This is a genomic window from Streptomyces chiangmaiensis (genome assembly GCF_036281785.1).
GTDB classification, from domain to species: Bacteria; Actinomycetota; Actinomycetes; order Streptomycetales; family Streptomycetaceae; genus Streptomyces; species Streptomyces chiangmaiensis.
This window is the reverse complement of the sequence record NZ_JAYWVC010000036.1, coordinates 11,622-35,768: the sequence shown is the minus strand read 5'-3', so window position 1 is coordinate 35,768 and position 24,147 is coordinate 11,622. Positions and strand designations below refer to the sequence as shown.

General features: G+C 69.5%; 22 protein-coding genes and 1 pseudogene. 10 read left to right on the top strand and 13 right to left on the bottom strand.

Going from position 1 to position 24,147, the window contains the following annotated elements:
• The first annotated feature begins 73 nt into the window (after positions 1 to 73).
• Both VXC91_RS14200 and VXC91_RS14195 read left to right on the top strand, forming a co-directional pair.
• Positions 74 to 721 (top strand): HD domain-containing protein, encoded by a 648-nt coding sequence (locus tag VXC91_RS14200; RefSeq protein WP_329507530.1) that lies wholly within the window; start codon positions 74 to 76, stop codon positions 719 to 721.
• Positions 709 to 1,719: a GlxA family transcriptional regulator gene (locus VXC91_RS14195; RefSeq protein ID WP_329507528.1), complete on the top strand. Its 1,011-nt coding sequence runs from the start codon at positions 709 to 711 to the stop codon at positions 1,717 to 1,719. Before VXC91_RS14200 ends, VXC91_RS14195 begins: the two co-directional genes overlap by 13 nt.
• 49 nt (positions 1,720 to 1,768) lie before the next feature.
• Here VXC91_RS14195 and VXC91_RS14190 read toward each other — a convergent pair whose 3' ends face one another.
• Positions 1,769 to 1,942 (bottom strand): hypothetical protein, encoded by a 174-nt coding sequence (locus tag VXC91_RS14190; RefSeq protein WP_329507527.1) that lies wholly within the window; start codon positions 1,940 to 1,942, stop codon positions 1,769 to 1,771.
• A gap of 413 nt (positions 1,943 to 2,355) precedes the next feature.
• Between VXC91_RS14190 and VXC91_RS14185 the strand changes: the two genes are divergently transcribed.
• Complete coding sequence (locus VXC91_RS14185) at positions 2,356 to 2,631, top strand: hypothetical protein (protein WP_329507526.1); 276 nt, start codon at positions 2,356 to 2,358, stop codon at positions 2,629 to 2,631.
• A gap of 289 nt (positions 2,632 to 2,920) precedes the next feature.
• Positions 2,921 to 3,325 carry an SsgA family sporulation/cell division regulator gene (locus tag VXC91_RS14180; RefSeq protein ID WP_329507525.1) on the top strand — a complete coding sequence of 135 codons (405 nt, stop codon included), beginning with the start codon at positions 2,921 to 2,923 and terminating at the stop codon, positions 3,323 to 3,325.
• A 977-nt stretch (positions 3,326 to 4,302) separates the two neighbouring features.
• Here VXC91_RS14180 and VXC91_RS14175 read toward each other — a convergent pair.
• The 3 genes from VXC91_RS14175 to VXC91_RS14165 all read right to left on the bottom strand — a co-directional run bounded on the left by VXC91_RS14175 (position 4,303) and on the right by VXC91_RS14165 (position 5,735).
• Positions 4,303 to 5,010, bottom strand: a complete 708-nt coding sequence (locus tag VXC91_RS14175) for a TetR/AcrR family transcriptional regulator (RefSeq protein WP_329507524.1) — start codon at positions 5,008 to 5,010, stop codon at positions 4,303 to 4,305.
• 144 nt (positions 5,011 to 5,154) lie between these two features.
• Positions 5,155 to 5,292, bottom strand: a complete 138-nt coding sequence (locus tag VXC91_RS14170; RefSeq protein WP_329507523.1) for a hypothetical protein — start codon at positions 5,290 to 5,292, stop codon at positions 5,155 to 5,157.
• Between the two features lie 41 nt (positions 5,293 to 5,333).
• On the bottom strand, positions 5,334 to 5,735 hold the full coding sequence (locus VXC91_RS14165) for a TetR/AcrR family transcriptional regulator (RefSeq protein WP_329507522.1): 402 nt from the start codon (positions 5,733 to 5,735) through the stop codon (positions 5,334 to 5,336).
• A gap of 166 nt (positions 5,736 to 5,901) precedes the next feature.
• Here VXC91_RS14165 and VXC91_RS14160 point away from each other — a divergent pair, with 166 nt between their 5' ends.
• Together VXC91_RS14160 and VXC91_RS14155 are read left to right on the top strand one after the other, a co-directional pair.
• Entirely contained in the window at positions 5,902 to 6,270 is a 369-nt protein-coding gene (locus VXC91_RS14160) for a cysteine hydrolase (RefSeq protein ID WP_329507521.1), read from the top strand.
• On the top strand, positions 6,267 to 6,983 hold the full coding sequence (locus VXC91_RS14155; RefSeq protein WP_329507520.1) for a lipocalin-like domain-containing protein: 717 nt from the start codon (positions 6,267 to 6,269) through the stop codon (positions 6,981 to 6,983). The genes VXC91_RS14160 and VXC91_RS14155 overlap by 4 nt, the downstream gene beginning before the upstream one ends.
• Positions 6,984 to 7,185: 202 nt before the next feature.
• Here VXC91_RS14155 and VXC91_RS14150 read toward each other — a convergent pair whose 3' ends face one another.
• A complete protein-coding gene (locus VXC91_RS14150; RefSeq protein ID WP_329507519.1) occupies positions 7,186 to 8,229 on the bottom strand; it encodes a PP2C family protein-serine/threonine phosphatase in 1,044 nt (347 codons plus the stop codon).
• A gap of 167 nt (positions 8,230 to 8,396) precedes the next feature.
• Positions 8,397 to 8,867 carry a winged helix-turn-helix transcriptional regulator gene (locus VXC91_RS14145; protein WP_329507518.1) on the bottom strand — a complete coding sequence of 157 codons (471 nt, stop codon included), beginning with the start codon at positions 8,865 to 8,867 and terminating at the stop codon, positions 8,397 to 8,399.
• A gap of 89 nt (positions 8,868 to 8,956) precedes the next feature.
• Between VXC91_RS14145 and VXC91_RS14140 the strand changes: the two genes are divergently transcribed.
• Positions 8,957 to 9,454 carry a PaaI family thioesterase gene (locus VXC91_RS14140; protein WP_329507517.1) on the top strand — a complete coding sequence of 166 codons (498 nt, stop codon included), beginning with the start codon at positions 8,957 to 8,959 and terminating at the stop codon, positions 9,452 to 9,454.
• Between the two features lie 120 nt (positions 9,455 to 9,574).
• On the opposite strand, the pseudogene VXC91_RS14135 reads toward VXC91_RS14140, so the two are convergent.
• Positions 9,575 to 9,937: pseudogene (locus VXC91_RS14135) on the bottom strand (winged helix-turn-helix domain-containing protein); the annotation flags it as partial.
• An 890-nt stretch (positions 9,938 to 10,827) separates the two neighbouring features.
• Here VXC91_RS14135 and VXC91_RS14130 point away from each other — a divergent pair.
• A complete protein-coding gene (locus VXC91_RS14130) occupies positions 10,828 to 11,115 on the top strand; it encodes a hypothetical protein (protein WP_329507516.1) in 288 nt (95 codons plus the stop codon).
• A gap of 360 nt (positions 11,116 to 11,475) precedes the next feature.
• On the opposite strand, the gene VXC91_RS14125 is transcribed toward VXC91_RS14130, so the two are convergent.
• Positions 11,476 to 12,630, bottom strand: a complete 1,155-nt coding sequence (locus VXC91_RS14125; protein WP_329507515.1) for an ROK family transcriptional regulator — start codon at positions 12,628 to 12,630, stop codon at positions 11,476 to 11,478.
• A gap of 365 nt (positions 12,631 to 12,995) precedes the next feature.
• Between VXC91_RS14125 and VXC91_RS14120 the strand changes: the two genes are divergently transcribed.
• Both VXC91_RS14120 and VXC91_RS14115 read left to right on the top strand, forming a co-directional pair.
• On the top strand, positions 12,996 to 13,526 hold the full coding sequence (locus tag VXC91_RS14120; RefSeq protein WP_329507514.1) for an alpha-amylase family protein: 531 nt from the start codon (positions 12,996 to 12,998) through the stop codon (positions 13,524 to 13,526).
• Positions 13,527 to 13,585: 59 nt separating this feature from the next.
• The gene (locus VXC91_RS14115; protein WP_329507513.1) at positions 13,586 to 15,781 is read left to right on the top strand and encodes an alpha-galactosidase; all 2,196 of its coding nucleotides are present in this window, start codon (positions 13,586 to 13,588) and stop codon (positions 15,779 to 15,781) included.
• Between the two features lie 85 nt (positions 15,782 to 15,866).
• On the opposite strand, the gene VXC91_RS14110 is transcribed toward VXC91_RS14115, so the two are convergent.
• The 5 genes from VXC91_RS14110 to VXC91_RS14090 all read right to left on the bottom strand — a co-directional run bounded on the left by VXC91_RS14110 (position 15,867) and on the right by VXC91_RS14090 (position 24,051).
• Positions 15,867 to 17,000 (bottom strand): dihydrolipoyl dehydrogenase family protein, encoded by a 1,134-nt coding sequence (locus tag VXC91_RS14110; RefSeq protein ID WP_329507512.1) that lies wholly within the window; start codon positions 16,998 to 17,000, stop codon positions 15,867 to 15,869.
• Between the two features lie 96 nt (positions 17,001 to 17,096).
• A complete protein-coding gene (locus tag VXC91_RS14105; protein ID WP_329507511.1) occupies positions 17,097 to 20,810 on the bottom strand; it encodes a S8 family peptidase in 3,714 nt (1,237 codons plus the stop codon).
• A 154-nt stretch (positions 20,811 to 20,964) separates the two neighbouring features.
• A complete protein-coding gene (locus tag VXC91_RS14100; RefSeq protein ID WP_329507510.1) occupies positions 20,965 to 21,738 on the bottom strand; it encodes a hypothetical protein in 774 nt (257 codons plus the stop codon).
• An 85-nt stretch (positions 21,739 to 21,823) separates the two neighbouring features.
• Positions 21,824 to 23,197 carry a vWA domain-containing protein gene (locus VXC91_RS14095; protein WP_329507509.1) on the bottom strand — a complete coding sequence of 458 codons (1,374 nt, stop codon included), beginning with the start codon at positions 23,195 to 23,197 and terminating at the stop codon, positions 21,824 to 21,826.
• A complete protein-coding gene (locus VXC91_RS14090; protein ID WP_329507548.1) occupies positions 23,194 to 24,051 on the bottom strand; it encodes an AAA family ATPase in 858 nt (285 codons plus the stop codon). The genes VXC91_RS14095 and VXC91_RS14090 overlap by 4 nt, the downstream gene beginning before the upstream one ends.
• Positions 24,052 to 24,147: the final 96 nt, after the last annotated feature.

The following is a 24,147-nucleotide window of genomic DNA, read 5'->3' as shown; positions in this document are numbered from 1 at the left end:
AAGCACGACGGATCAGCGGACGACGCGCGACCCGTCGGACTCCACCAAAGATGCGAAAGGCCAGGTGACGACCATGACCGACCCCCTGACCGCCGTTGCCGGGGTGAACCTGCCGGACACGAAGCTCGCGCGCGAGGCGACAGAACTGGTGCGCGATACGACCAGTGAACTCATCTACCACCACTCGCGACGTGTGTACTTCTGGGGATGCCTGCAGGGCCGCAACCGCGACCTGAGCTTCGACCCGGAACTGCTCTACATCGGTGCGATGTTCCACGACCTCGGGCTGTCCGAACGCTTCCACGGCAGCGGGCGCCGGTTCGAGGTCGACAGCGCGGACGAGGCGCGGCGCTTCCTCGTGGCGCACGGTGTGTCGGAGGACAGCGTCCGACGTGTGTGGACGGCCATCGCCCTGCACACGACGCCCGGCATCCCGGAATTCATGGAGCCCGAGGTCGCGCTGGTGACCGCGGGCGTCGAGTACGACGTGCTCGGCATCGGCTATGGGGACGTCGTGGACGCTGACCGTGACGCCATCGTCGCCCTGCACCCGCGCCCGGACTTCAAGACGCGCATCCTGCAGGCTTTCACCGACGGGATCCGTAACAAGCCTCAAACCACGTTCGGCAACGTCAAGGCGGATGTGCTCGCCCACTACGTGCCCGGATTCCAACGTGGCGACTTCGTGCGCACCATCCTGGACTCCCCATGGCCGGAGTAGACCGGAGCGCCTCCGCGCCCCACGTGGTTGCCGTGATGGCCTTCGACCAGGTGCAGTTGCTTGATGTGACGGGTCCCGCTGAGGTGTTCACCACCGCCAACGCCTACGGCGCCCACTACGACGTGCGCATCCTGTCCACCACAGGGGCGGACGTGCGCACCTCCTCAGGAGTGCGCCTCGGCGTGGACGGCGGTGCCGAAAGCCTGCCGGAGCGCGTCGGCACTCTGGTGGTACCCGGCTGCGTGCCATGGCAACGGGCTGTCCGCGACCGGGACTTGGTCGGTCTCACCACCGCCCTGATCGGAAGGTCCCGGCGCGTTGCGTCCGTCTGTGCCGGCGCCTTCGTTCTCGCCGAGACCGGGGTGCTGGACGGACGCCGCGCGGCAACGCACTGGGAACTCACGCACGAACTGGCCACCGCCTACCCGAAGGTGGAGGTTCAGGACGATCCGGTCTTCGTCCGGGACGGCGACATCGCCACCTCGGCAGGCGTCACCGCAGGTATCGACCTGTCACTTGCGCTCGTCGAGGAGGACCACGGATCCGACCTCGCCCGCAGCGTGGCCCGCCACCTGGTCGTCTTCATGGCCCGCCCGGGAGGCCAGTCACAGTTCAGTGTCCGGATGGCACCGCGGGAGGCCCAGCATCCCGCGGTGCGGCAGGCCATGAACGTGATGGCCGCCGACCCCCGATCGGCGTGCACTCTGGACGCCCTCGCCCGCCAGGTCGGGCTGAGCAGTCGGCATCTCACCCGGCTCTTCCGCAGTGAGGTCGGCCTGACGCCGGGCCATTACCTCGAGTCGGTTCGCCTGGAGGCTGCCCAGGCGCTGCTCGAGGCGGGCAACGACTCGGTCGACCTCGTCGCGGAGCAGGCGGGATTCGGCTCGGCGGAGACCATGCGCCGGGTGTTCCAGCTCACCCTCGGCGTCGCCCCGACCACCTACCGCTCCCGCTTCCGCACCACCGCCACACAGGGCCGCTTCCAGCTGAGTCCCTGATGCGCCGGGCCGATGACGACGGAAGAACGTCGTTATCGCGTTCGCATGCTCATCGGCCGTGGGGCGGCTCGAAGCACCCGGTCTCCGGGTACGGACCGTCGGTCTGCATGTCGTAGTCGGTCCTCTGCACCAATGCCCTGGCGCAAGCCTCGTCGCGGACGCGGAGGCCGACCATCGCTCCCTCGGCCGAGACGTAATCCCCGTCCTGGTAGAGCGAGTTCATCGCACGGACGGTCAGTGAGCCGCCGAGACGCTTCCCCCGGCACTGTCGATCCGGGCGGTGGGAACGCGCCCGCCGCGTGCCCCTTGTGCCCGCCGACCGCCGCTGCCGCCCGCGCGGCCTTGCCATCCATGGAAGGTGACCGACGGCATCCGGGCGACTACGACCGTCAGCGGGGCCCGAGTGGGACTCACGCTGCTTCTGTTGCTGCCGCGCTGCTCGTGTCGGCCGAACCCCTCCGACGTGCTGTGATGAGCCTCACCGCAAACATGAGGCACCCCTCGAGTACTCTGGCAGAGGTGAACGTGAGGGGGTCCTCCGGATGGGGACCGTAACTCGGCACCCGAAGAACTCGGATCAGGGCATCACGGCGGCCACCCGGCCGGCGGAACCCCGGTAATGACAAGGAAAAGACCATGAACAAGATGATCAAGCGCGCATCGATCGCTCTCGCTTCCGCCGCAATGGCGGGCGGAGCCCTTCTCGGCGCCGGCGGCTCGGCGTCAGCGGCGACTGCGGGACCCGTGGAGCACGCCCAGTCCTCGATCGCCGCCGTCGACGCCGGCCATGGACGTGACGGCCTCCACGCGGACTGGAGCCACCTGGAGCACGGAGGGGTCCAGACCGCGTCCTCGCACTACGTCAGTGCCGAACGCTGGTACCTCGACCAGCTGGCCCTGTTCAATCTGTGATGCGGCCGCAGACCATTGCCGTCCGGCTGACGAGTCGCAGGGACATGGCCCGAGGGTCGCGCCCTCGCCTCGTCGCGAGGCCGCTCGCCGCCGGGCAGGGGCCTGGCCCAGGCCGATGAGTTCGCTTCCCGGCCGAACGGGGTACACGCGGAAGCCGTGTGTGCTGCCTTCACCTTCCGATGCTTCTGGGCGCGCTGTGGTGCCGCCCTGCCAAGAAGAGTGCGGGAGCGATCGGAGTGCCGGGCCGGCGGGCGTTTGGGAGTGAGAAACAGTGAGATCGGTCAGAACCGTGGCGCACGAGCTGCCTGTGCGGTTCGTCGTGTCAGACGACATGTCGGTGGCGATGTTTGCAGGGCTTTGGTATAAGGCGGATGATCCCTATGCCGTGCGTGCCGCCTTCTACCCCGTGGACCGGAGCGGCAGGGTCGAGTGGTTCTTCAGCCGTGAGATGTTGGCTCAGGCGCTGAGTGAGCACACCGGGCAGGGAGACGTGCGGATGTGGCCGGCCGGCGGCTCGGGACGCGATACGCTCTACATTGCTCTTCGCTCGCCGCGCGGATCCGCTCTGCTCGAACTCCCGGCAGAGGGTGTGGAATCCTTCCTGCGTGAGACGATGTCTCTGGTGCCGATGGGGGCGGAGTCGAGCCGGGTCGACCTGGACGGCGAGCTGGCGCAGTTGCTGGCGGGAAGCTGAAGGCCTCCCCTGGATGATGGCGCCCCTTGGGCGTGAGGGTCCGGCGACCGACGCAGGCACCGGGCCCGTTCTGTGGGCAGAATCAGCCGATGTACGTCGGCGGCGGCGACCACGTCGGAGGCAGTGGAGCTGCTGGATCTTCTGTCACTCGCCGCGGGTGGCGAAACCGCCATCACCTCTCCCGTGTGGCCCTGGCGCTCCGGCGCATGCCGAGTGGCTTCATCGGCGCGGTAGTTGCTCGGAACCGCCCGTCGAGAGCATCGGACTCGGGCCGGTGAATCCGATGAACCCGGTCAATCACGATCGGCCGAACATCATGGAGCCAGTCTCGATCGGCCACGTCGCTGTGGAACTCCCAAGCCCACACGGTGTCGCCTTCTTCGACATCCTCGACGAAGTCCGCCCACGCCTCGAGACGAGCGTTCAGCGTCAGGTGGTGGAAGCGCCTCGGAGAGGCTGGTTCCGTGGCTCGACGTAGCGACGTACGGTCTTTCCGCGGTCAGTGTTCTGTTCTCCACGCCGTGCAGCTCCGCAGGAAAGACGCCAGGGGTCACTTCAAGGCCCAGACCTGACTGCTTCCCAGTGACCCGCGGTCGGCCGCGCAGCGAGCGACGGCCCGCCGCCTCATGTCGTGCCGCTGCCGTTTCCCCTTGTGCTGCCCTGGCATCGGTTCAGGATCGCCGGACCGTACGGCTGCCGCAAGACGATTGCCGCGCCACCCACCACGACCGGGCTGATCATTTGTCGGCAAGGGCCTGCCAGGACTCCGTCACGTCTTCCTGACGGGTCTGTTCAGAAGCACGTCAACTGTGTGGACGCACATGAAGTGAACCGTGTTCGGCCGCAGTTGACGCCTGGACCGGCATCTGCACCACCTGCCGTCAGCCCCCGGCCCAGCGGGACTCACAAGGCACCAAAATCAAGACAGACCTAACGCAGTCCTACTATCCGCTTGGAGACCGAATCCGCCGTGGCGGTCATGTCTCCTCGCAGCACTCGCCGCATTCTTCTTCGGGGCACTCGACCGTGGTCAGCGTCTGCTCGACCTGCCGGGGGGTCAGCGGGGGTTCAGGTAGTTGTGCGTGGGCACAGTCGGCGCGAAAGGCGTCGAGCATCAGGTGCATGTGGCGGCGCCAGGCGGTGGGTGCCACGGTACGGGTGGCCCGGATGATCCCCGCCTGGGACCAGATCACGAAGGCGAGGTCTTCCGAGGTGACGTCGTCGCGGAGCACACCCTGCTCCTGGGCCTTGCGGACGATCTGAGCACCCAGTTCCCTTGCGCGCTCGTCCATGTTCCGGCTGATCGCGTGGATGGGAAGCCGGGCCGAGACCAGGTCGTTGAAGGCTCGGTCACAGGCCTGCAGTTCGCAGAGCTTCTCCAGGTAGTGGCAGAACCCCCGCCAGGCGTCGTCCATGGCTACGGCCTCTTCGGCCGCGGCGACCAGATCCGTGAACTTCGCAGTGAAGAGCTCTTCGATCAGGTCGAGACGCCTGGGGAAGTGCCGGTATAGGGTTCCGATCGCGACGCCGGCCTCGCGGGCGACACCCTCCAGGGAGGCGCCCAGGCCCTGTTCGGGGAAGGCCTTGCGGGCCGCGGCCACGATCGCGTCCCGGTTGCGCTGCGCGTCGCGGCGCAGTGGCTTGGCCGACGCCTGGGACGCGGACAGGACAGTTCGCTGGCTCATGCCCCCAGCGTAACATGAGGGGCCCCTCGGAATAGTGTGGTGTGACCTTGCAGACACTGCGCTCCGTATCGCGCCGTAAGCAGTGTCACCGGTCATGTCCTGTGCGTGCGGCCCTCCTTGGAGCCGGCCTCATCGGGCCGTGCCTCAGGCGGGAGCGGACGCCCGCGGCCCGCGTCGCTCGAGTTGGTCGGCGACGTCGGTGAGCAGTTCGTCGGAGAGGCCGGGGTCTGCCACGGTCCGCGACATGAGTACCGCACCGACCAGCGCGCTGAGGGTGAGCATCGCCTCGGCACGGGACTCCTCGGACTCCTTGTCGAGTCCGGCTAGCAGGTCCAGGTAGGTGCGGACCTGCTTTTCGTAGGCCGCTTTGAAGTGCTGTTCGCTGCGGCCGGCGGCGGCACGACCAGGGCGCATCCCGTGGCCGGCCAGTTGCGGTGCTGCTGACCCACGTAGGCGTCGATGAGGCCGGTCCGTGGCTCCTGCTCGTTCTTCCGCGCGGCCCGCTCCATCTTCGCCGAGCCCTCGGTCAGGGCCAGGCTCGCAGCCTGGGTGATCAGGTCCTCGCGTGAGGCGAAGTGCTTGTAGAAGCCGCCATGGGTCAGTCCCGCTTCCTTCATGAGGTCCGCGATGCCCGGGCGGGTGACGCCCTCCGCGCGCACCTTGCGAGCCGCTATACGCAGCACCCGTTCACGCGACGCCGCCTTCTCCGCCTGTGATTGCCCCATGCCGGGCCTCCCCTCGAGAAACGGCGCAGGCGCCGAGCAAATAGATGATGTCCATCATACACATGGGCTGAAGATTGCTTTTGAACTGCGGATATTTGACTTGCTGGATGTTGGGAGTAATCCTTTTCTGTGGATGTCGCACATCATCCGGACCTGAGGAGAAACCATGTCCGAGACCTACGACCTGACCTGGGGCGGGGAGTTCCAGAGCGACTTCCAGCCGCGGCCGGGTGACGTCGTGGCCCAGGAGCACTGGGGGCAGAGCGGGTTCGCCGACACCGACCTGGACTTCGAGCTCAAGCAGCACGGCATCACCTACGTGGTGGTCGTCGGCCTGCTCGCCAACACCTGCATCGAGTCCACGGGCCGCTTCGCCATGGAGCTGGGCTACCACGTGACGTTGGTCCGCGACGCCACGGCCGCCTTCCGCCCCGAGATGATGCACGCCGCGCACGAGTTGAACGGGCCCACGTTCGCCCACGCCATCCTCACCACGGCAGAAGTCGTTGCCGCCCTCGAGGGTGGCACGGCATGACTCTGACCGGAGAACTCCTCATAGGCGCTGCCACCCTGCCCGCCTCGGCGGGGACCATGATGGCGCTCAACCCCGCCACCGGAGAGCTGATCGAGCCCGAGTTCGCCTTCGGCGGTCGAGCCGAGGTCGACCGAGCCGTCCGTCTCGCCGACGAGGGCGCCGCACCCCCGGCAGCGACACCTTGGAAGAGCCGGATCTGCGAACACACGGAAGAAGGGAACACCCTCATGACAACCTCCTACCGAACGGATGCGGGCAGTGAACGCGCAGCCGCCGAGGCGGTGCGCGAACGGCTGCTCGGTGCATGGACACTCGTGTCGTACACCGCGACCGGCACGGACGGGCGAGTCATCCACCCGCTGGGCCCCACACCCCACGGGCTGATCGTCTACACCGCCGAGGGCTACATGTCCGCCCAGCTGAGCCGCAGAGATCGTCCGGCCACGGGATCCGAACGTCTCGAGGACACTCCGCCGGAGGCCTTGGCCCGGGCGGCGGTGACCTATATCGCCTATGGCGGCCCGTTCGAAGTCGTGGACCCGACCACTGTCAGGCACCACGTCACGACCAGCCTCTTCCCCGACTGGGTCGGGCGTCCCCAGGTGCGGAGGGTGACCTTCGACGACGCACTGCTGAAGCTCGGCCTGGTAGCCCCCGTCCACATGTGGGGCGCGGACCGCACGGCGGAACTGACGTGGCGCAAACCGGACTGAACGTCGACCCGAGCCTAGGGGTCCGAAGTGCGGGCGAACCGGCAACCGTCGGCCGGCGTTCGAGTCGCGTGAGCCTGCACCGGCGCGATGTCTCCGGTGGGATGGCGGGGCGGCTCCGGCAAGCGGTTCGCCTTCGCAGGGCTGGTTGCCGGTGCCGCGTTCGTGCTCCGAGCGCCCACATGAGGCGCACGCAGGGGGCCACCTACGTGGGACGCTCCTGCGCCTGGGTGTGCAGGCACCGCAGGGCGAGGGCCGCGATGTCGTCATCGAGCCTTCCGCCGCTGTAGTCGAGCAGGTCCCGGTGAAGCCGGTCCAGCAGCTCGCGGGGCGGCATTCGACTGTGCTGTCGCAGCCAGTCCGGCAGTGGGAAGAACTCTCCGTCGCGGTTCCGAGCCTCCGTCACGCCGTCGGTGTACAGCAGCAATTGATCGCCCGGGGTGAAGGCGATGGTGTCGACGTAGTAGCGGTCTCCGAGAAGCGGCGCCAGGTTGAGGGGTGGCGACACGCCGGTCGGCTCGGCGATGTGGATCTCCTCGTGGTGCACGAGCAGCGGTGGGGGATGCCCGCAGTTCAGGATTCTGACGAACCCGCTGCCGTAGGGGATCTCGGCGACGAGCGCGGTGGCGAAGTGCTCCGGCAGGTTCTGGGTGGGGAACGCGGCAGTGTGGCGGGCGATGCTCGTCTCGAGGCGGTGGATGATGCCCCGGAGATCGGGCTGGTCGTAGGCGTTCTCCCTGAAGCAGTTGATCAGCGCCGAGGCGGCCCCCACCGCGGACAGTCCCTTGCCGCGTACATCACCGATGAGCAACCGGACCCCGTAGGGCGTCTCGGCCGCCTCGTAGAAGTCGCCTCCGATCCGGGCCTGCTCCTGGGCCGCCAGATAGAGCGACTCGATCGCGACGTCCCGGATGCGTCGCGGGAGGGGGCGCAGGAGGACCTGCTGGGCCGCGTCGGCGACGAGCCGGACCTGAATGAGTGTCTCCTCCCTCTGGAGCCGCAGATGGCTCGCATAGGCGGCCGCCAAGGTGACGGCGACGATCGCAGCGCCCGTGTACGGCGTTCCGAGATCGGAGTAGAGGAAGCTGAGTCCGATCATGAGCATCAGACAGAAGACCCCGAGAAGAACCGTCCCCAACACGGACCACACCGAGGCGGCGAGGGCGGGCGCCGCCGGCAACAGACGGCTGAAGGCGATCTCCCTCGGCGTGGAGAACGCAAGGCTCGCGATGAGGAGGGTGACGATCACCGGAGACAGCAGCGCGGATACCCGCTGCCTCGCGCGCGGAGGGCGACGACGTCGGAGCCTTCCTGTCCTGATCACAAAGAGCACCTTATCGGGACGTATCGGGCGCTGAGTGGCCGTGCCAGGTGCGGTCAGGCGCCGCCGTGGCGAAAGCGGCAACCCCCGATCGGTCAGGTGGCGGAATGTGCCGAGGCGCCCGGCCGGGTGTAGGCCTGCCAGGGGGTGAGAGGCCCGTCGTGATCGCCCCTGCAGACGATGACGGCTTCCAGTGGTTCACCGCAGTCACGGTGCCGGACCTCCAGGGGTGGCCCCTCCGGGTCCGCTGTGTAGTGGTCGCCCCACTGCTTGAGCGCGATCATGACGGGCCACAGGTCCCAGCCCTTGCGGGTGAGCCGGTACTCGTGGCGCGTGCGGTGGCCCGGCTCGCGATAGGGGACGGTCTCCAGGATTCCGGCGGCAACCAGCTTGCGCAGCCGGTCGGCAAGCACTGCCTCGGAGAGGCCCACGTGCCGGCGGAAGTCCTCGAAGCGGTGCACGCCGTTCATGGCGTCGCGCAGCACCAGCAGCGACCACTTCTCGCCGATCAGGTCGAGAGTGCGCTGCACCGTGCAGTTCTCGGTGCTGGTCTCAAGCCAGGTCATGGAGCCATCGTAGGCTGGCTACGACATTGACATCCAGGTGTGTGCATGGCTAGCTTCGAACTTGAAAGGCAGCTGATGAGGGGACGTACATGAGCAGGTCGCGCACGTTCGAGTGGCAGGACCCGAGGGTCTCCGCAGACGCCGTGGGGCAGCAGAGCGGTCTCGACTTCCTCCGGAGCGTGCTCAGTGGACGCCTGCCCGGCCCTCCCATCGCCGCGACCCTCGGCTTCACCCTGGAGCAGGTCGAGTTCGGCAGTGCCGTCTTCGCCCTGGAACCGGGGGAGGAGCACTACAACCCCATCGGCAGCGTCCACGGCGGCGTCTACGCCACCCTGCTCGACTCCGCCGCCGGCTGTGCCGTGCAGTCCGTCCTCCCGGCAGGCATGGGCTACACCTCGCTCGACCTGAACCTGAAATTCCTGCGTCCGATCACCGTCGACACGGGCAAGGTGCGCGCCGTCGGCAGCGTCCTCAACCAGGGCCGGCGCACTGCCCTGGCCCAGGCGGAACTGTTCGACTCCGACGACCGCCTGCTCGCCCACGCCACCAGCAGCTGCATGCTGTTCCCCGTTCCCGCCGCCCAGTAGGGGCTGTCCGGGCGGTCCGCGGCGACGAGCTGACAGCCGATGGACGGGCCGAGGCCGCTGCCCCCGTCCGTCGGCTGCGCGATGTCTCGGCCCGATCGGCCTCGACGATGCCGTCCGCCGTCACCTGCGGCCCCCGCTCACCTTGTAGCCGACGCCGGAGACGGTGAGCCGACGTACAGGCCGGCGAGGGTCGACCTCGATCTTTTTGCGCAGGTTCATGATGTGCACGTCGACCGCCCGCTCCGTGGACTCCCGGTCGACGTCCCGGGTGCACTGCAGCAACTGGTGCCGCGAGAACACGCGCCCCGGTTCGGAGATCACGGCCAGGAGGATCGCGAACTCGCCCGGCGTGCACCTGAAAGGTTCGCCGTCGCACAGCACCTCGCGCCGCACCGGGTCGACGGTGATCCCGGCTGCGCCTACCACGTAGTGCTCCGCGTCCTGTCGCGCGCTGCGCCGTAGCACGGTGCGGATACGGGCCATCCGGATATCGAGGACAGCGGGGTTGAAGCTCTCGGGAACAGGGCCCATGCGCCCCGGGCCGACCTGGAGGCCGCGACCTGTCCATTGCCGGCCCGCTCGCCGCTGCCGTGCTCGCCTGGTCGGACGACGACGGCGAGATCGCCGGTGTCGCTCCTTGAGAGCGACCTCGTCGCGCAGCACGAAGTACATGACCACGTCGCGCCGGGAACCGGTGCGGAAGCAGCACCGCGCAGCACGCCCGCACGAGCGAATCCGGCCGACTCCAGCGCCCGTTGCTCCGATGTGGGCGATCTCGGTGCTCGCTTTCCCGGCTTCCGAAGGGTCCTCGTAGAGGCGCTCCAGTAGGCCGAGGTCACGTTCGACGACGGGGCGCGGGCGCACGGGTGTCGGACATGGCGCCACATCAGCCGCCGCTCCGGCGCGCCTGAGCAGCAGGTACGTGACGGTGGTGGGCGGTCGTCCGGCTGCAGGGCTGCGGGGAGCATGTACGCGACACCTGGAGCGCCAGGAGGGGGGCTACGGAGGGTCGTGCCGGGCGGGCGCGGCGGGTCGCTCGAACGGTGGCCCCGCCATCGTTACGAAAGCTGCTGCTCCGGTCGAGGGAGGCGGAGCGGCGGCCCCGTGAGGCGTGTCGTGTGCCGCGCTCGTTTTTCTGCTGATCGGAGCGCAGTTCGGAGCAGGGGCGGATCCATGGCACGAGCTCCGCGCGAATCGATGCCCGATACAAGGGAGCGTTACGGATATATCGATGTTTTGTAACGCGAATCTTTTTGTTGATCTAGCGCCGCCGAGACGGGCCACAGTGGCGGACCTCGGCACCGAGCCGGGGAATCGGATGGCACGCCGGCCCTGACCAGGGCTGGTGTGCATGAACGTGAGGGGACAGCGTCATGTCTGTTTCTCGTACTACGGTCCGCCTGATCGCCACCTTCGTGGCGTCGGGCGCCCTCGTCGCGGCGGCCGCCATGCCGGCTCTGGCCGACGGAGGCGACCACGGCCGCGACAACGGGAGAAGCTACTCTCAGAGCCACCACGACCGGGGCGGCGACCGGGACCGTGGCCGTGGCCGGTACGGCGACCACCACCGTGACCACGGTCGCTTCGGCAACCGGGGCCGGCACCACGGCTGGCACCGCTGGCACGGCGACCGGCACCACCACTTCTCCGGTCGCCGCTAGGCGGATTCGTCCGGATGACCGTCCCGACCGGAGCGACACCCCTGCGATGTGGTGGCCGTCCAGGTGGCTGGTGGCGGCGTTGCCGTAGCGGGTGGCGACGCCGCGCCACAGCTTCAGGTGTCCATCCACGATGCGACGGTGTTTCGACCGGTTGACGGTGCGATCGCCCGGCTTGTCGGCCGGGGCCCGCTGACGGGCCCCGGCCGCATGCTGTGCGCCCGGAGTCCACCGGAACGACAGGATCGCGTGCACGACCGCCGTGCGCGGCATGCCCTGTCCGCCGACTCGCTTCAGCAGGCCGAAGCACTGCGGTGCGCGGATGAATCCGCAAGAGCCTGCGCGGCGGGGCCGAACGGGGGCCTATTTGGCGGGAGCGAACACGCGCTGGGCCGCCACCGCGGCTCCGCCTCGCGCCCACTCCTCGAACGGCAGTGACCGGACCACGAGATCGCAGTCCGCGGCGGCGCCGAACGCGTGATCGGCGAAGGTCTGCCGGATCTGATCGGCGAACAGGTCGTAGGAGGCCACGCCCTCGCCGGAGATGATGATCCGTTCCGGGCCGATGAGGTTGGCCACAGAGGCCAGGGCCAGGCCCAGGGTATGTCCGGCGTGGGTGAAGACCCCCCGCACGGCCGGGTCGCCGGCGTGTGCGAGCCGTACCGCTTCCTCCATGGTCAGTTCGGCGTCGCCGGTTGCCTGCCGGGCCTGTTCGGTGATCGCGTGAGTGGAGGCGACCGCCTCGACGCAGCCGGTGTTGCCGCAGGTGCAGGTGCGCTCGGTGCCGCCGACGGGGAGGTGGCCCACTTCGCCCGCCACCCCGTGCGCCCCGGAAATCACCCGGCCGCCGACCGACAGTCCGGCACCGATGCCGGCTCCCACGGTGACGAGTGCGAAGGAGGACAGGCCCGCGCCCGCGCCGAACCACTGCTCGGCCACCGTCAGGGCCCGTACGTCGTTCTCGATGACCGTGGGAATCGCCGTGGCCGACTCGACGAGCTGGGCAAGCGGCACCCGGCGCCAGTTGAGGAAGGGCGAGTACTGCACGTGCCCGGTCTGCCCGTCGACATCGCCCGAGATGGTGACACCCAGGCCGTGGATCGCGTCGGCCTCCCCGACGTCCGCCGTGTCCCTCAGTTGCTGCACGAGCCGGGCGATCGCCAGCACCACCGTGCCCACGTCCCGTGAATCGAGCGCGGCCCGCCGGGAGGCCAGCGGACGGGCGGTCAGATCGGCCAGCACGCCGATGAGTTCGTCCCCGGTGATCTTGACCCCCACGAACCGGGCGCGTGCCGCCCGCACCGCGACCAACGTCGCCGGACGGCCGTTGGCCCGCTCCGCGGTGGGCCGGCCCACCTCGGTGATCCAGCCGTCGGCGATCAGGGGAGTGGCCGACTTGGTGACGGCACCCGGGGACAGCCCGGTGCGCCGTCCGATCTCGGCACGGCTGAGCGGGCCGTGCTGGAGCAGGGTCTGGAAGACCAGGACGGCGGCGGGGGGCTGGCCGGTGAGGCTCATGGAGCGACTTTACATTTCCGTTGGAAATTAAGGCAACGGCGCTTTCTCCCCCATTTGTATCTCCCTGAAGTGGGAGAAGGATGGCTATTCGCCCAATACATGCAGAAACGGCAGCGTGAGATGCCACATCCCTCCCGACTCCGATTATGTTGACGTTGGAAGGAAAGCATGCCTACATTCGCCGCACTCCTCATCAGGGCGGACATGGCGGATCCGCCCCGGGGAGGAGCGTGGCCACGCATGCCCGTCGTCTCCTGTGGATGTTGTTCCGGGACAACCGCTGCCCACGGGCTCACCAGCCTCGATTCTGCTCGATTCCTTCACGCGGAAGGCCGCTTGCAGTCGCCCCGAGATGGAGTGCATCCATGGCTCGTCCAGTTCGACCCGCACGTCTCAGAACTCTCACCTGTGTCACCGCACCCGCGGTGGCCCTCGCCGTGCCTGCCGCCGCGCGGGTCGCTGCCCCCGTGGGCGCCTCCGGTGCCGGCACCCCGGCGGGCGCTGCCGCACCCATCGTGGCCGCCACGCCGTACATGGGTTTCAGTACGTGGAGTCTTGAGTCCACCAACTTCCCCGGCTGCGGCGGGGAGAACTGGCTCACCGAGTCCCATGTTCTGCAGCAGGCCGACGTCCTGGCCTCGAAGCCGAAGTCCCACGGCTACAACTACGTGCACGTGGACGCCGGCTGGAACGTCGACAACGGCAAGAACGTGTCGGACGACTACGCCCGCCCGACCGCGGGCGGGACTACGTGTCCGACGTGGACCGGACCACCCTCTGATCACCCACCCGACCCGAACCAGCACAACGGTCGCATCGCTGCGGGTCCACCGACGCCGTCAGCGATGGCGACCTGCTGGAATAACAAGAGCAGGACGCTGCTCGCGAAGAGCTGAACAACCGACAGCAACCGGCGTTCCGAACGCCGGACACAAAGGAATGGAAAGGACTCTGCATGCCTGACACCACCGCGCGGATCCTCGCCCTGCGCGCGGCCGGCACCTCACTCGTCGTGGAGCTCGCCGAGCCGGTGCCCAGAGTCCTGCACTGGGGGGCCGACCTGGGCGACCTGCCGGACACCGCCTTGGCGGCGCTCGCCCTGACCGATGAACCCGCCGTGCTGAACAACTCCATCGACATTCCTCGCCGATTCACCGTCTGGCCCACCGAGGCGGACGGCTGGTCCGGCACACCCGCCCATCAGGGCCACCTGGCCGGTACGTCCACCGCGCCGCGGCTGAGCCTGGCCGGAACCTCGTACCAGCCGCAGGCCGAGGGCGGAGAACTGTCCCTCCGGCTCACCGAGCCCACGGCCGGGCTGGACGTCACCGTCACCTACCGGCTGGAGCCCTCCGGAGTGCTGGCGGTGGAGAGCCGGATCACCCGGCACGAGGACGCCGACCCGACGCCGTACGACCTGGCGCAGGTCACCACCCTGCTGCCGCTGCCCCGCAGGGCCCGGGAGGTCCTCGACTTCACCGGCAAATGGAGCCGGGAGCGCTCCCCCCAGCGCCGCCCGCTGGCCTTCGGCACCTACGCGAGGCAGGTGCGGCGGGGCAAACCCGGACTGGACTCGCCGTACTTGGTGACGGTGGGTGCGCCCGGGTTCGGGTTCGGAGCGGGCGAGGTGTGGGGCGTGCACATCGCCTGGAGCGGCGACCAGCAGTACCTGGTCGAGCAACTCCCGGAGGGCGCCGGCGCCCACGCCGCGGTGCTCGGCGGCGGAGAGCTGCTCCGGCCGGGGGAGATCCGCCTCGCCCCCGGGGAGTCTTACAGCACGCCGGTGTGTCACTTCGCCTGGTCCGACCAGGGGCTCGACGGACTCGCCGACCGGTTCCACACCCTGCTGCGCCACCGGCCCACCCACCCGCGCAGCCCCCGCCCGGTGATCCTCAACAGCTGGGAGGCGGTGTACTTCGACCATGACCTGGACCGGCTGCTGCGACTGGCCGACAAGGCCGCCGAGGTCGGTGTCGAGCGCTTCGTCCTGGACGACGGCTGGTTCCGCGGACGCCGCTCGGACAACGCCGGTCTGGGGGACTGGACGGTCGACCCGGTCGTGTGGCCCGAAGGACTCACGCCGCTGGTGGACCATGTGCGTTCGCTCGGCATGGAGTTCGGTCTGTGGGTCGAGCCCGAAATGGTCAATCTCGACTCCGACCTGGCCCGGGAACACCCCGACTGGGTGCTCGGCCCGGCCCGCGGTGTCGGCCCGTCCTCCCGTCACCAGTACGTCCTGGACCTGGCCAACCCCCAGGTGTGGGACTACCTGCTGGACGCGCTGGACGCACTGGTGGACAAGTACGGCATCGGCTATCTGAAGTGGGACCACAACCGGGAACTGCACGAGGCCGTCCACGGTCCCGGGGACCGCCCGGTCGCGCACGCCCAGGTGCTCGCGCTGTACCGGCTCATCGATGCTCTGAAGGAGCGCCACCCGGGGCTGGAGATCGAGAGCTGCGCCAGCGGCGGCGGCCGCGTCGACCTGGGCATCCTGGCCCGGACCGACCGGGTGTGGGCCTCGGACTGCATCGACCCGGTTGAGCGCCAGACCATCCAGCGGTGGACCGCGCAGCTGCTGCCGCCCGAGCTGGTCGGCGCCCACGTCGGCTCCGGCACCAGCCACACCACCGCCCGGGTCACTTCCGACACCTTTCGGTTGATCACGGCCCTGTTCGGGCACGCCGGCATCGAGCAGGACATCACCCGCTGCACCCCCGAGGAGCTTGCCCGGCTCACCGCCTGGACCGCTCTCTACCGCGAACTGCGCCCCCTGCTGCACAGCGGCCGCACGGTCCGCGCCGACCTCGGCGACGATGCGACACTGCTGCACGGGGTCGTGTCGCAGGACCAGACGGCCGCCCTCTACTGCTGGGCACGGGTGGCCACCTCACCCGAAGGCCAGTACGGACGGGTGCCCCTGCCCGGTCTCGCTTCCGAGGCGACCTACCAGGTCCGGGCCCGCACCGAACTGGGCCTGCCGTCCCTCCACCAGACGGCCGGCCCGGCCTGGCTGACCCTGGCGCTGGACGGCTGGCTGACACTGCCGGGGGCCGTCCTTGCGGTCACCGGAGTTCCCATGCCGAACCTCAATCCCGACCAGGCGCTGCTGCTGGAGGTGCGCCGGACCGAGGAGGCGGCCGGCGCCTGACGCCCACGGGGCGGAGTGAGCCGAGTGCGGTGACCGGGGCTGGACCTGTGCGGCGGGTGCGCCCGGTCACCGCTCGGTTGCTTCCCTAACCGCGGTGGGTCTCCAGCAGTCTCAGCCAGATCTCGCTGATGGTGGGGAAGGCGGGGACGGCGTGCCAGAGCCGGTCGATGGGCACTTCGCCCGCGATGGCGATGGTGGCCGAGTGCAGGAGTTCCGCCACTCCGGGTCCCGCGAAGGTGACGCCGGCCACGGTGTTGCGGTCGAGGTCGACGAGCATGCGGGCCCGGCCGCGGTAGCCGTCGGCGTACTGGTGGGCGCCTGCGACGCGGGCGAGGTCGTAGTCGACGACCTTGATGTGGTGTCCGCTCGCTTCGGCCTCGTGGCTGGTCAGGCCGACGGAGGCGACTTCGGGGTGGGTGAAGACGACTTGGGGTACGGCGGCCTTGTCGGCGGTTGCGATGTGTGCGCCCCACTCGGTGTCGTCGACCGCTTCGCCCTCGGCGCGGGCGCCGATGACGGCGCCGGCGATGCGGGCCTGGTACTTGCCCTGGTGGGTCAGCAAGGCGCCGTGGTTGACGTCGCCGACGGCGTAGAGCCAGCCGTCGGCGACGTCGGTCACGCGGAAGGTGTCGTCCACCTTCAGCCAGTCGCCCGGGGTGAGGCCGATGCTCTCCAGGCCCAGGTCCCGGGTTGCCGGTGCGCGGCCCGTGGCGAACAGGATCTCGTCCGCGGCCAGTCGTGAGCCGTCGGTGAGGCTGATGCGCACCTCGCCGTCCTCGCGCGCCAACGACGCCACGGAGGTGGCGAAGCGGACGTCGACGCCCGCGTCGCGCAGTCCCTCGGTGACCAGTTCGCCGGCGAAGGGCTCCATCCGTTCGAGCAGGCCGTCCTCGCGCACCAGCAACGTCACCTGGGATCCGAGTGCCTGCCAGGCGGTGGCCATCTCGACCGCCACGACACCACCGCCGACTACGGCCAGACGTCCAGGCACCTTGTCGGCGCTGGTGGCTTCGCGGCTGGTCCAGGGACGTACGGTGTCCAGGCCGGGAACGCTGGGCAGAGCCGCGCGGCTGCCGGTGGTGACGGCCACCGCATGCCGTGCCGTGAGGCGGACGGTGTCGCCCTCGGGGGTCTGCACGCTGACCTTGCGGGGGCCCTCCAGGCGGCCGTGGCCGCGTACGAGGTCGACCGAGACGGAGTCGAGCCTGCTCCGGCACAAGGCCGGTTGCCCGAGGCAATCGACGCGGAGTCCACATGCCACCGGGCGGGGCCGCGATTAGCGGCCCCGCCCGGCGGGTGTGCACGTCAGGTGACGTCAGTGCAGGCCGAAGGCCCGAGTGATCGTCTGCGAGACGCTGTTGTCGGCACTGTCCCGGGCCGTGACCCGGAGGCTGACGAAGCCGGCGGACTGCGGCGCGCGCAGAGCCGTCTGCCATCCGTCACCCTGGCTGCTCAGCTCGGCCCGCTGCCAGGTCGCCCCGTCGTCGTACGAGACCTCGAGCGTGGGCTTTCCGACGTTGGCCGTCGTGCCGGGCATGTGGGAGGCGGTCACCGTGAGCCGGGCGTCCCGATCGGCCCGGCCGGTCTTGTCGGTGTCCACCCCGTAGTCGAGCTGGATCAGCGGCAGAGGTACGGCCGACTCGCTGCCCGTGACCGCGGAGGTGAAGTTCCACTCGGTCAGCGTGTGGGTCGAATACGGGTTGGCCCAGGCGGCCCGGTCGTTGTCGACCACCAGCCGGTAGGGCAGGCGCTCCGCACCGAGCCCGGGGACCTGCAGCCACTCGGCGTTGCCCCAGTCGAGCTGCTGGTCGCCCTGGTAGAGCGACATCCAGTCCTTGACGTCGAAGTTGCCATGGGCTTCGCCCACGTGACCGGCGCCGGAGTCACCCCAGCCGGGCGCGGTGATGTACATCGCGTCGAGGTAACGCACCGGCTGGTAGCCGAGCGGGCCCATGCGGGGCCGCTGGATCGGGCCGAACCAGCTGACCTTGGCGGTCCGCTGAGCCGGATAGCTCAGGACGTCGATCGCGTGCTGTCCGGTCTCGCCCTGAATGAAGGCGTCGTCCAGCCAGGTGGTGCCGGAGGTGACCCAGTCGGTCCGATCGCCCTGGGCGGGTGTGGTGAGCTGGTTGCCGACGGCCCAGCCTCGCCAGACGTCGGGGCGGAACTCCATCGCCTTGCCCTGCCGGTAGTTGCGGAAGGAGACGTCCACCTGGCCCAGGTCCTTGGACTCCTCGCGCCAGGTCGGATCCGCCGGGACGGCGCCGGACCAGTGGTGCACCACGTCGTAGAGGTAGTCGGTGGTGGGGTGCGAGGTGACCTTCAGCTTGACCGTTCCCTGCTGGAGCGCGCCGATCAGGTCGGCGCCCTGGTCGGCGTTGAGGGTCGCCACCGTCACCGGGGCCGGGCTCTCCGGGCTCCAGGGAGACTCGTCCCAGGGCTGCAGTCGGCCGATGCCGTCGTTGACGACCACGAGCACCTGCGCGCCCGCTGTCGCGGCGGCCTCCGCCTGCGCCTTGATCGCGGCCGTGCCGCCGCTGCGGACCACCACGGCCTTGCCGCGCACATTCTGCCGCGCAATCTCCTCGGCCGTGCCGTCACCGGCGTAGACGGCCGTGAGCGTCCGGGTGCCCGCCGGCAGCGGCTTGGCCGCACGTTTGACCAGCGGGTCGGCATAGGTCTGCGACGATGTGCCCATGGTCAGCGCCGGCTGCTCCAGGCGGAAGCGGGCACCGAACTCGAACTCGCCGGTGGTGACCTTCTTTCCGGTAGGAAGCGCCCAGATGCTGTCGTAGGACGGGCCGGGCAGCTCGGAGGACTCGAAGAGGCTGTCGGTGAACGACCGGTGGACGTCCAGACGCGGTGCGACTGCGGTGGTCTGCTTCGGTACCCGCGCCAGGATCTGACGGGTCTTCCGGCCGTCCAGGGTGACGGTGCGGTCCTGGTCCAGCTGCACGTCGTTGAAGGGGAGCAGCGCCATGCCCCGAGAGTGGGGCCCGTTGGCCCCCTGTACGTCGGCCGTGAGCCATCCGCTGTAGCTGCCGACGGGCAGCCGCAGCGTGCCGGTGCCGGACTCGTCGAGGTTCATCACCGTGAAGAGGTGCTCGGCGATCAGGAGGACCCTGCCCGACAGCGGCTTGCCCGACCGGTCCTTCGCGACGACGGTCAGGTTCTGGCGCTGGCCTTCCCGTGCGGCGCCGATCAGCGTCCGGGCCCGGACCGCTCCTGTGCCGTCCGTACCGGTGATCATGGCGCTGACCGACTGGTCGCCCGCCACCTTGTCCAGAGCCGCGGTCAGCGTGACCGTGGCGCTGCCATGCGCGGGGACTGTGACGTGGTCCTCGGAAAGACTGAACAACCCTGCCGGGACAGTACCGTTGATCGCCAGGTCGAGACCGACCGCGGCGTCCCCGACGTTGGTGTACGTCACCTTCTGGACGTCGGTCTCCCCGGGCTTCGGGGGCCAGGTGTGGAAGCCGGAGTAGGCGGTGGTGGTCGCGAAGACCGTGGTGTGCACCGCAGCCGACGCGTCGAGCCGGCCGGCGCCCGCCTGGTAGGGGGTGTACGACGGGGTCGCCTTGGCACTGCTGACCAGTGCCTCCTTGAGCTGAGCGCCCGTCCAGTCGGGGTGCTCGGAGGCAAGCAGCGCGGCGGCGCCGGCGACGTGCGGCGTGGCCATCGAGGTGCCGCTCATCGTGGTGTAGTAACCGGAGCCTCGCCGGTAGTGCGAGCGCGCCGCGAGGATGTCGACGCCGGGCGCTGTGATCTCCGGCTTCAGCCCGGCGTCGCCGTCACGCGGGCCCTGGCTGGAGAAGTCGGCGAGCTGGTCGGCGGAGTCGACGGCGCCCACGGTCAGCGCGGCGTCCGCGGCACCGGGGCTGCTGATGGAGTGCGGGCCGCCGTTGCCCGCCGCCACGACGAACAACGCGCCCGTGTCGCGACTGAGGTCGTCGACCGCCTGGCTCATCGGGTCGGTGTGGTCACCGCCGCCGCCCAGGCTCATGCTGATGATCCTGGCGTGCTGGTCCCGGGCGGCCCACTCCATGCCCGCGATGATCCAGGACTCCTGGCCGCTGCCGTCGGAGTTGAGCACCTTGCCGACGGCCAGCCGGGCGCCGTAGGCGACGCCTCGCTCCTTGCCGTCGGAGGCGGTGCCCGTGCCGGCGATGGTCGAGGCGACGTGGGTGCCGTGCCCGTGGTAGTCGGCGATGTCGTCCTCGCCGGGGACGAAGCTGGCACTGCTGTCCAGCTGCCCGGCCAGGTCCGGGTGTTCGGTGTCCGCGCCGGTGTCGAGCACCGCGACCTTCACACCCTGACCCGTGTTCCCCTCCGCCCAGACCTGTTGTGCGCCGATCTGGGCGGTGGAGTCGGCCAGGTCGGCCTTCACCTTGCCGTCGAGCCAGACCTTGGCGACGCCGCCTGCAAAGGCCGGCTTCGCGGACCGGGCCGCCGCGCCGAAACCTCCGGTCAGCGCGGCCCAGAACTCCCGTGCCTGCTTGCGGTTCTGCGCGAGGGCCGCGCCCTGGATGCTGTCCAGGCGGCGGACGACGGTCGAGCCGGCCGGCTTCGGCTGCGTGCGCGACCTGGCGGCCGCGTCGGTGTAGCTCACGATCAGCGGCAGCCGGGAGCTGTGTGCGTCGTCGTAGCCGTCGGCAATCAGCCGGGTCACGTTGAAGAGCTGCTTGTCCAGCTTCCCGGCGCCCACGTACGGCAGGACCTTGTCGGGGTAGACGTACGTCGAGCCGTCGATGACCGCGCGGTGGAAACCGGTCGTGGTGCCGTCCGGGCCTTCGAAGGACCGGACGACGCTGCCGTCGGCCGCCGTGCCGATCGTGACCTTGTCACCGGTGATCAGGGTGACGCTGTGTGTGCCACCGGGGCCTGGTGACGGGTGAACCGCGTCGACGGCCGCTACCGAACGGGCGGTGTCCCCGGGTACCGCGGTGCCGGCCGGCATGCCCCCCGTCGCCAGGACGGCTACTACGGCGAGTGCCAGCGGCCCTGGTCGGAGTCTGGGAACGATAGGCAAGGAGAACTCCTCAAGGGATGCGAAGATCGGAAAATCACCTCAGGATGAGTTCGCCTCGAGCCGTGGGCAATGGTGCGGGAGTGGCACGTCTGGTCATTGTCCAGATGCGCCAACCGCCGGACCACGCGAGCTGCCGTTCCCCAACCGGGCCCGATCAGGGCATACTTCGCGTCCACGCGTCCCTGCCTGCGCCGCTCGTATCCCCCTCTGTCGCCGGTGGCCATACGCGGCCGGCCTGCATGCCCGGAACCATCCCCGGTCGCGAACCAGGTGCGCCGCCCTCCACACGGCGAGGGTGATCAGGCCGAGCGTGAGCCATATGGCCGTGTAGGTCGTGGGACGCGGCGACGCCGGCGATGCACGCGGCCGCTGCGGATCCGGCGATCACCTTGCCGGTCGGCGTGAGGCCTCCTTCGGGGCCCGGCCAGAACCGGGACGACTCATGTGTCCGGCGACGCAGCCGGACGGCGGTGTGGAAGGCGAGCACGCCGCCGTGCAGCAGAACCAGACCACCGGCCAGCCACAGGCCCGGTTCAAGGGTCGGCGCCGTGACGGTCTCCTGGACCTGCCCGTCGAAGGTGATGCCGGTCCGGCGGCCGTGCCAGAGCTCGATCCCGACCCGGTCGCCCCTGCTGAGCTGTGACAGTACGGGGTCTGAGTCGTCGAGTTCGATCCTGCCGGACACCGTCGCCGTGCCCCGGACCTCCACCCGGTATTCGCAGCCCTTGCCGTTAGAAATGTTCCTCAGGTCCGTGACCACCGCGGAGACCACGACCGCCTCGGGCGTCGTTCGGTAGGCCCGTGCCGTCGAAAGGCTGTGGTGATACGGCAGCGCCACCACGACGACACCACCGACAAGGAGCAACAGCCCCGACACCGCCCAAGCGGCCATCGCGTGCCGGACCATCCACGCAGCGGCACCGGCCATACCACCACCTCCCCCCAGGAAGACATGACTCGAGACGTCCCCGGACGGTTGTGCAGGGCCCCTGTCGGCACGGTGGTGAGCGTGCTCAGACCGGCAGCAGGCGGCCGATCAGTGCGCTGAGCTGCCCGACGTTACGGCACTCGTACATCTCCAAAAGCCCGGCGTAATCAGGCGCAGCGGAGTCGCCTGTGCCCCACTGGGTGCGCGGCTCGGGGTTCAACCAGTAGACGCGGCGGGCCCGTTCGGAGAGCCGGCGTACGGCCGCCAGGTTCGGGTCACTCATGTTCGTACGCGCGTCGCCGAGGACGAACACCGTCGTGCGGGAACCCACGGCGTCGGGATACCGCTCGGCGAACTCGCCGAATGCGGCCCCGTAGTCACTGCTGTCGTGCCAGCCCGTCACCGTCGCCTCCGACCGGATGCGGGCGGCCAGCCCTTCGGGATCGGCCGCGCCGTGCACCAGGAACCCGGTCACCTCGTCGATGCGGTTGACGAAGGCGAACACCCGCACCTTGCTGAACTGGTCGTGCAGCGCCTGCACCAACAGCATCGTGAAGTCGGAGAATCCCGACACCGAACCCGACACATCGCACAGCAGCACCAGTTCGGGCCGGACGGGGCGGCGGCGACGCAGCACGGGCTGCATCGGCACCCCGCCCGTCGACAGTGATCCGCGCAGGGTCCGCCGCAGGTCGATGGTGCCACGCGCGGCACGACGGCGGCGGGCTGCGAGCCGGGTGGCCAGCTTGCGCGCCAGCGGCTGCACCGCCCTGCGCAACTCGGTGAGTTGAGCTCGTCCGGCGAGCAGGAAGTCGACCCGGTCGGGGGTGGGGGAGACCGCACGCCGGGCGAGCTCGTCCCTGCCATGTCGCTCGGCCACCCGGCGCCGTGCCTCGATCGCGACCTGCCTACGGAAGACCTCGATACGCCTGCGGATCTCGTCCTCCAGCAGCCGGTCGGTGAACCCCGCACCCGTGGTGGCCTGCGCCCTGATGGTGTCCCGGACGCGTGCCAGCAGCGTCTGCGGGCGCAGCCGGTCCAGCGTCTGGTAGGACGACCAGCCGTCCGACTCCGGCGAGGAGCCGTATCCCCCGAACCCGTTCACCGCCTCGACGGCCAACTGCGCAGTCATCGCCTCGTCGTTGGCGGCGAGCGCGGCTGCGAGCCGGTCCCGCAGCGCGTCCCGGTCCGCGTCCTGCTGCGACTCCGGCGCCCCGACACGACGCGGAAAGTACACCTCGAAGACCGGATCGAACACCCGCCGCTCGTCCTCGCCGTGCAGCAGCGAGGCGGCCAAGCCTTCGCGCAGCCGCTCCCGGTCGGCAAGGCCGAGTGCCTCCAGCGCCTGCGCGGCATCCACGGTCTCGCCGGTGCCGATCCGTACGCCGTGTGAGCGGAGCGCGCCGACGAGACCCGTCAGCCGCTCCGCGATCCCCGTCTGCGTCGCCGGGGAGTTCACACGGCTCCCAGATCGAGTTTGGCCGCCGCCTTGAGGACGTCGTCCTGGTGCTTGAGAAGCACGCCGAGGCTGTCACGTACGACGGTCTCGTCGAGCGTGTCCGCCCCGAGCGCCAGCAGGGTGCGCGCCCAGTCGATGGTCTCGGCGACCGACGGGACCTTCCGCAGATCCATCGCGCGCAGCGCCCCCACCACACGCACCACGGACTTCGTCAACGCCCCGTCGAGTCCCGGCACCTTCAGCCGGACGATGCGCCGTTCCAACTCCTCGTCGGGAAAGCCGATGTGGAGGAAGAGGCAGCGACGGCGCAATGCCTCCGACAGTTCCCGGCTCGCGTTCGACGTGAGGACCACGAAGGGACGGGTGGTCGCGGTGATTGTGCCCAGCTCGGGGACGGTGATCTGGAAGTCGCTCAGCACTTCGAGCAGCAGACCCTCCACCTCGACGTCGGCCTTGTCGGTCTCGTCGATCAGCAGCACCTTCGGGTCCCCGCCTCGGATGGCGGTCAGCAACGGACGCGCCAGCAGGAATTCCTCGCTGAAGATGTCCGTGCGCGTCTCGTCCCACGTCTCGTCACGGCCCGCGCTGATCCGCAGCAGCTGCTTGGCGTGGTTCCACTCGTACAGCGCACGTGATTCATCGACGCCTTCGTAACACTGCAGCCGGACCAGTCGCGCGCCGGCGACCTCGGCCACCGCCTTGGCGAGCTCCGTCTTGCCGACCCCGGCCGGGCCCTCCACCAGCAGCGGCTTGCCCAGCCGATCGGCGAGGAAGACCGTCGTGGCGACCGCGGGCGACGCGAGATACCCGGTCTCGGCGAGGCGCGCGGAGACGTCATCGACGGATGTGAACAACAACGTGGCCTCCCGGTCATCGCGGCGGACTCTGTCGCCCACTATCCAAGCGCTTGCTCACCCATCCTGTCACGTGTGACGGAGCCCACGTCGACA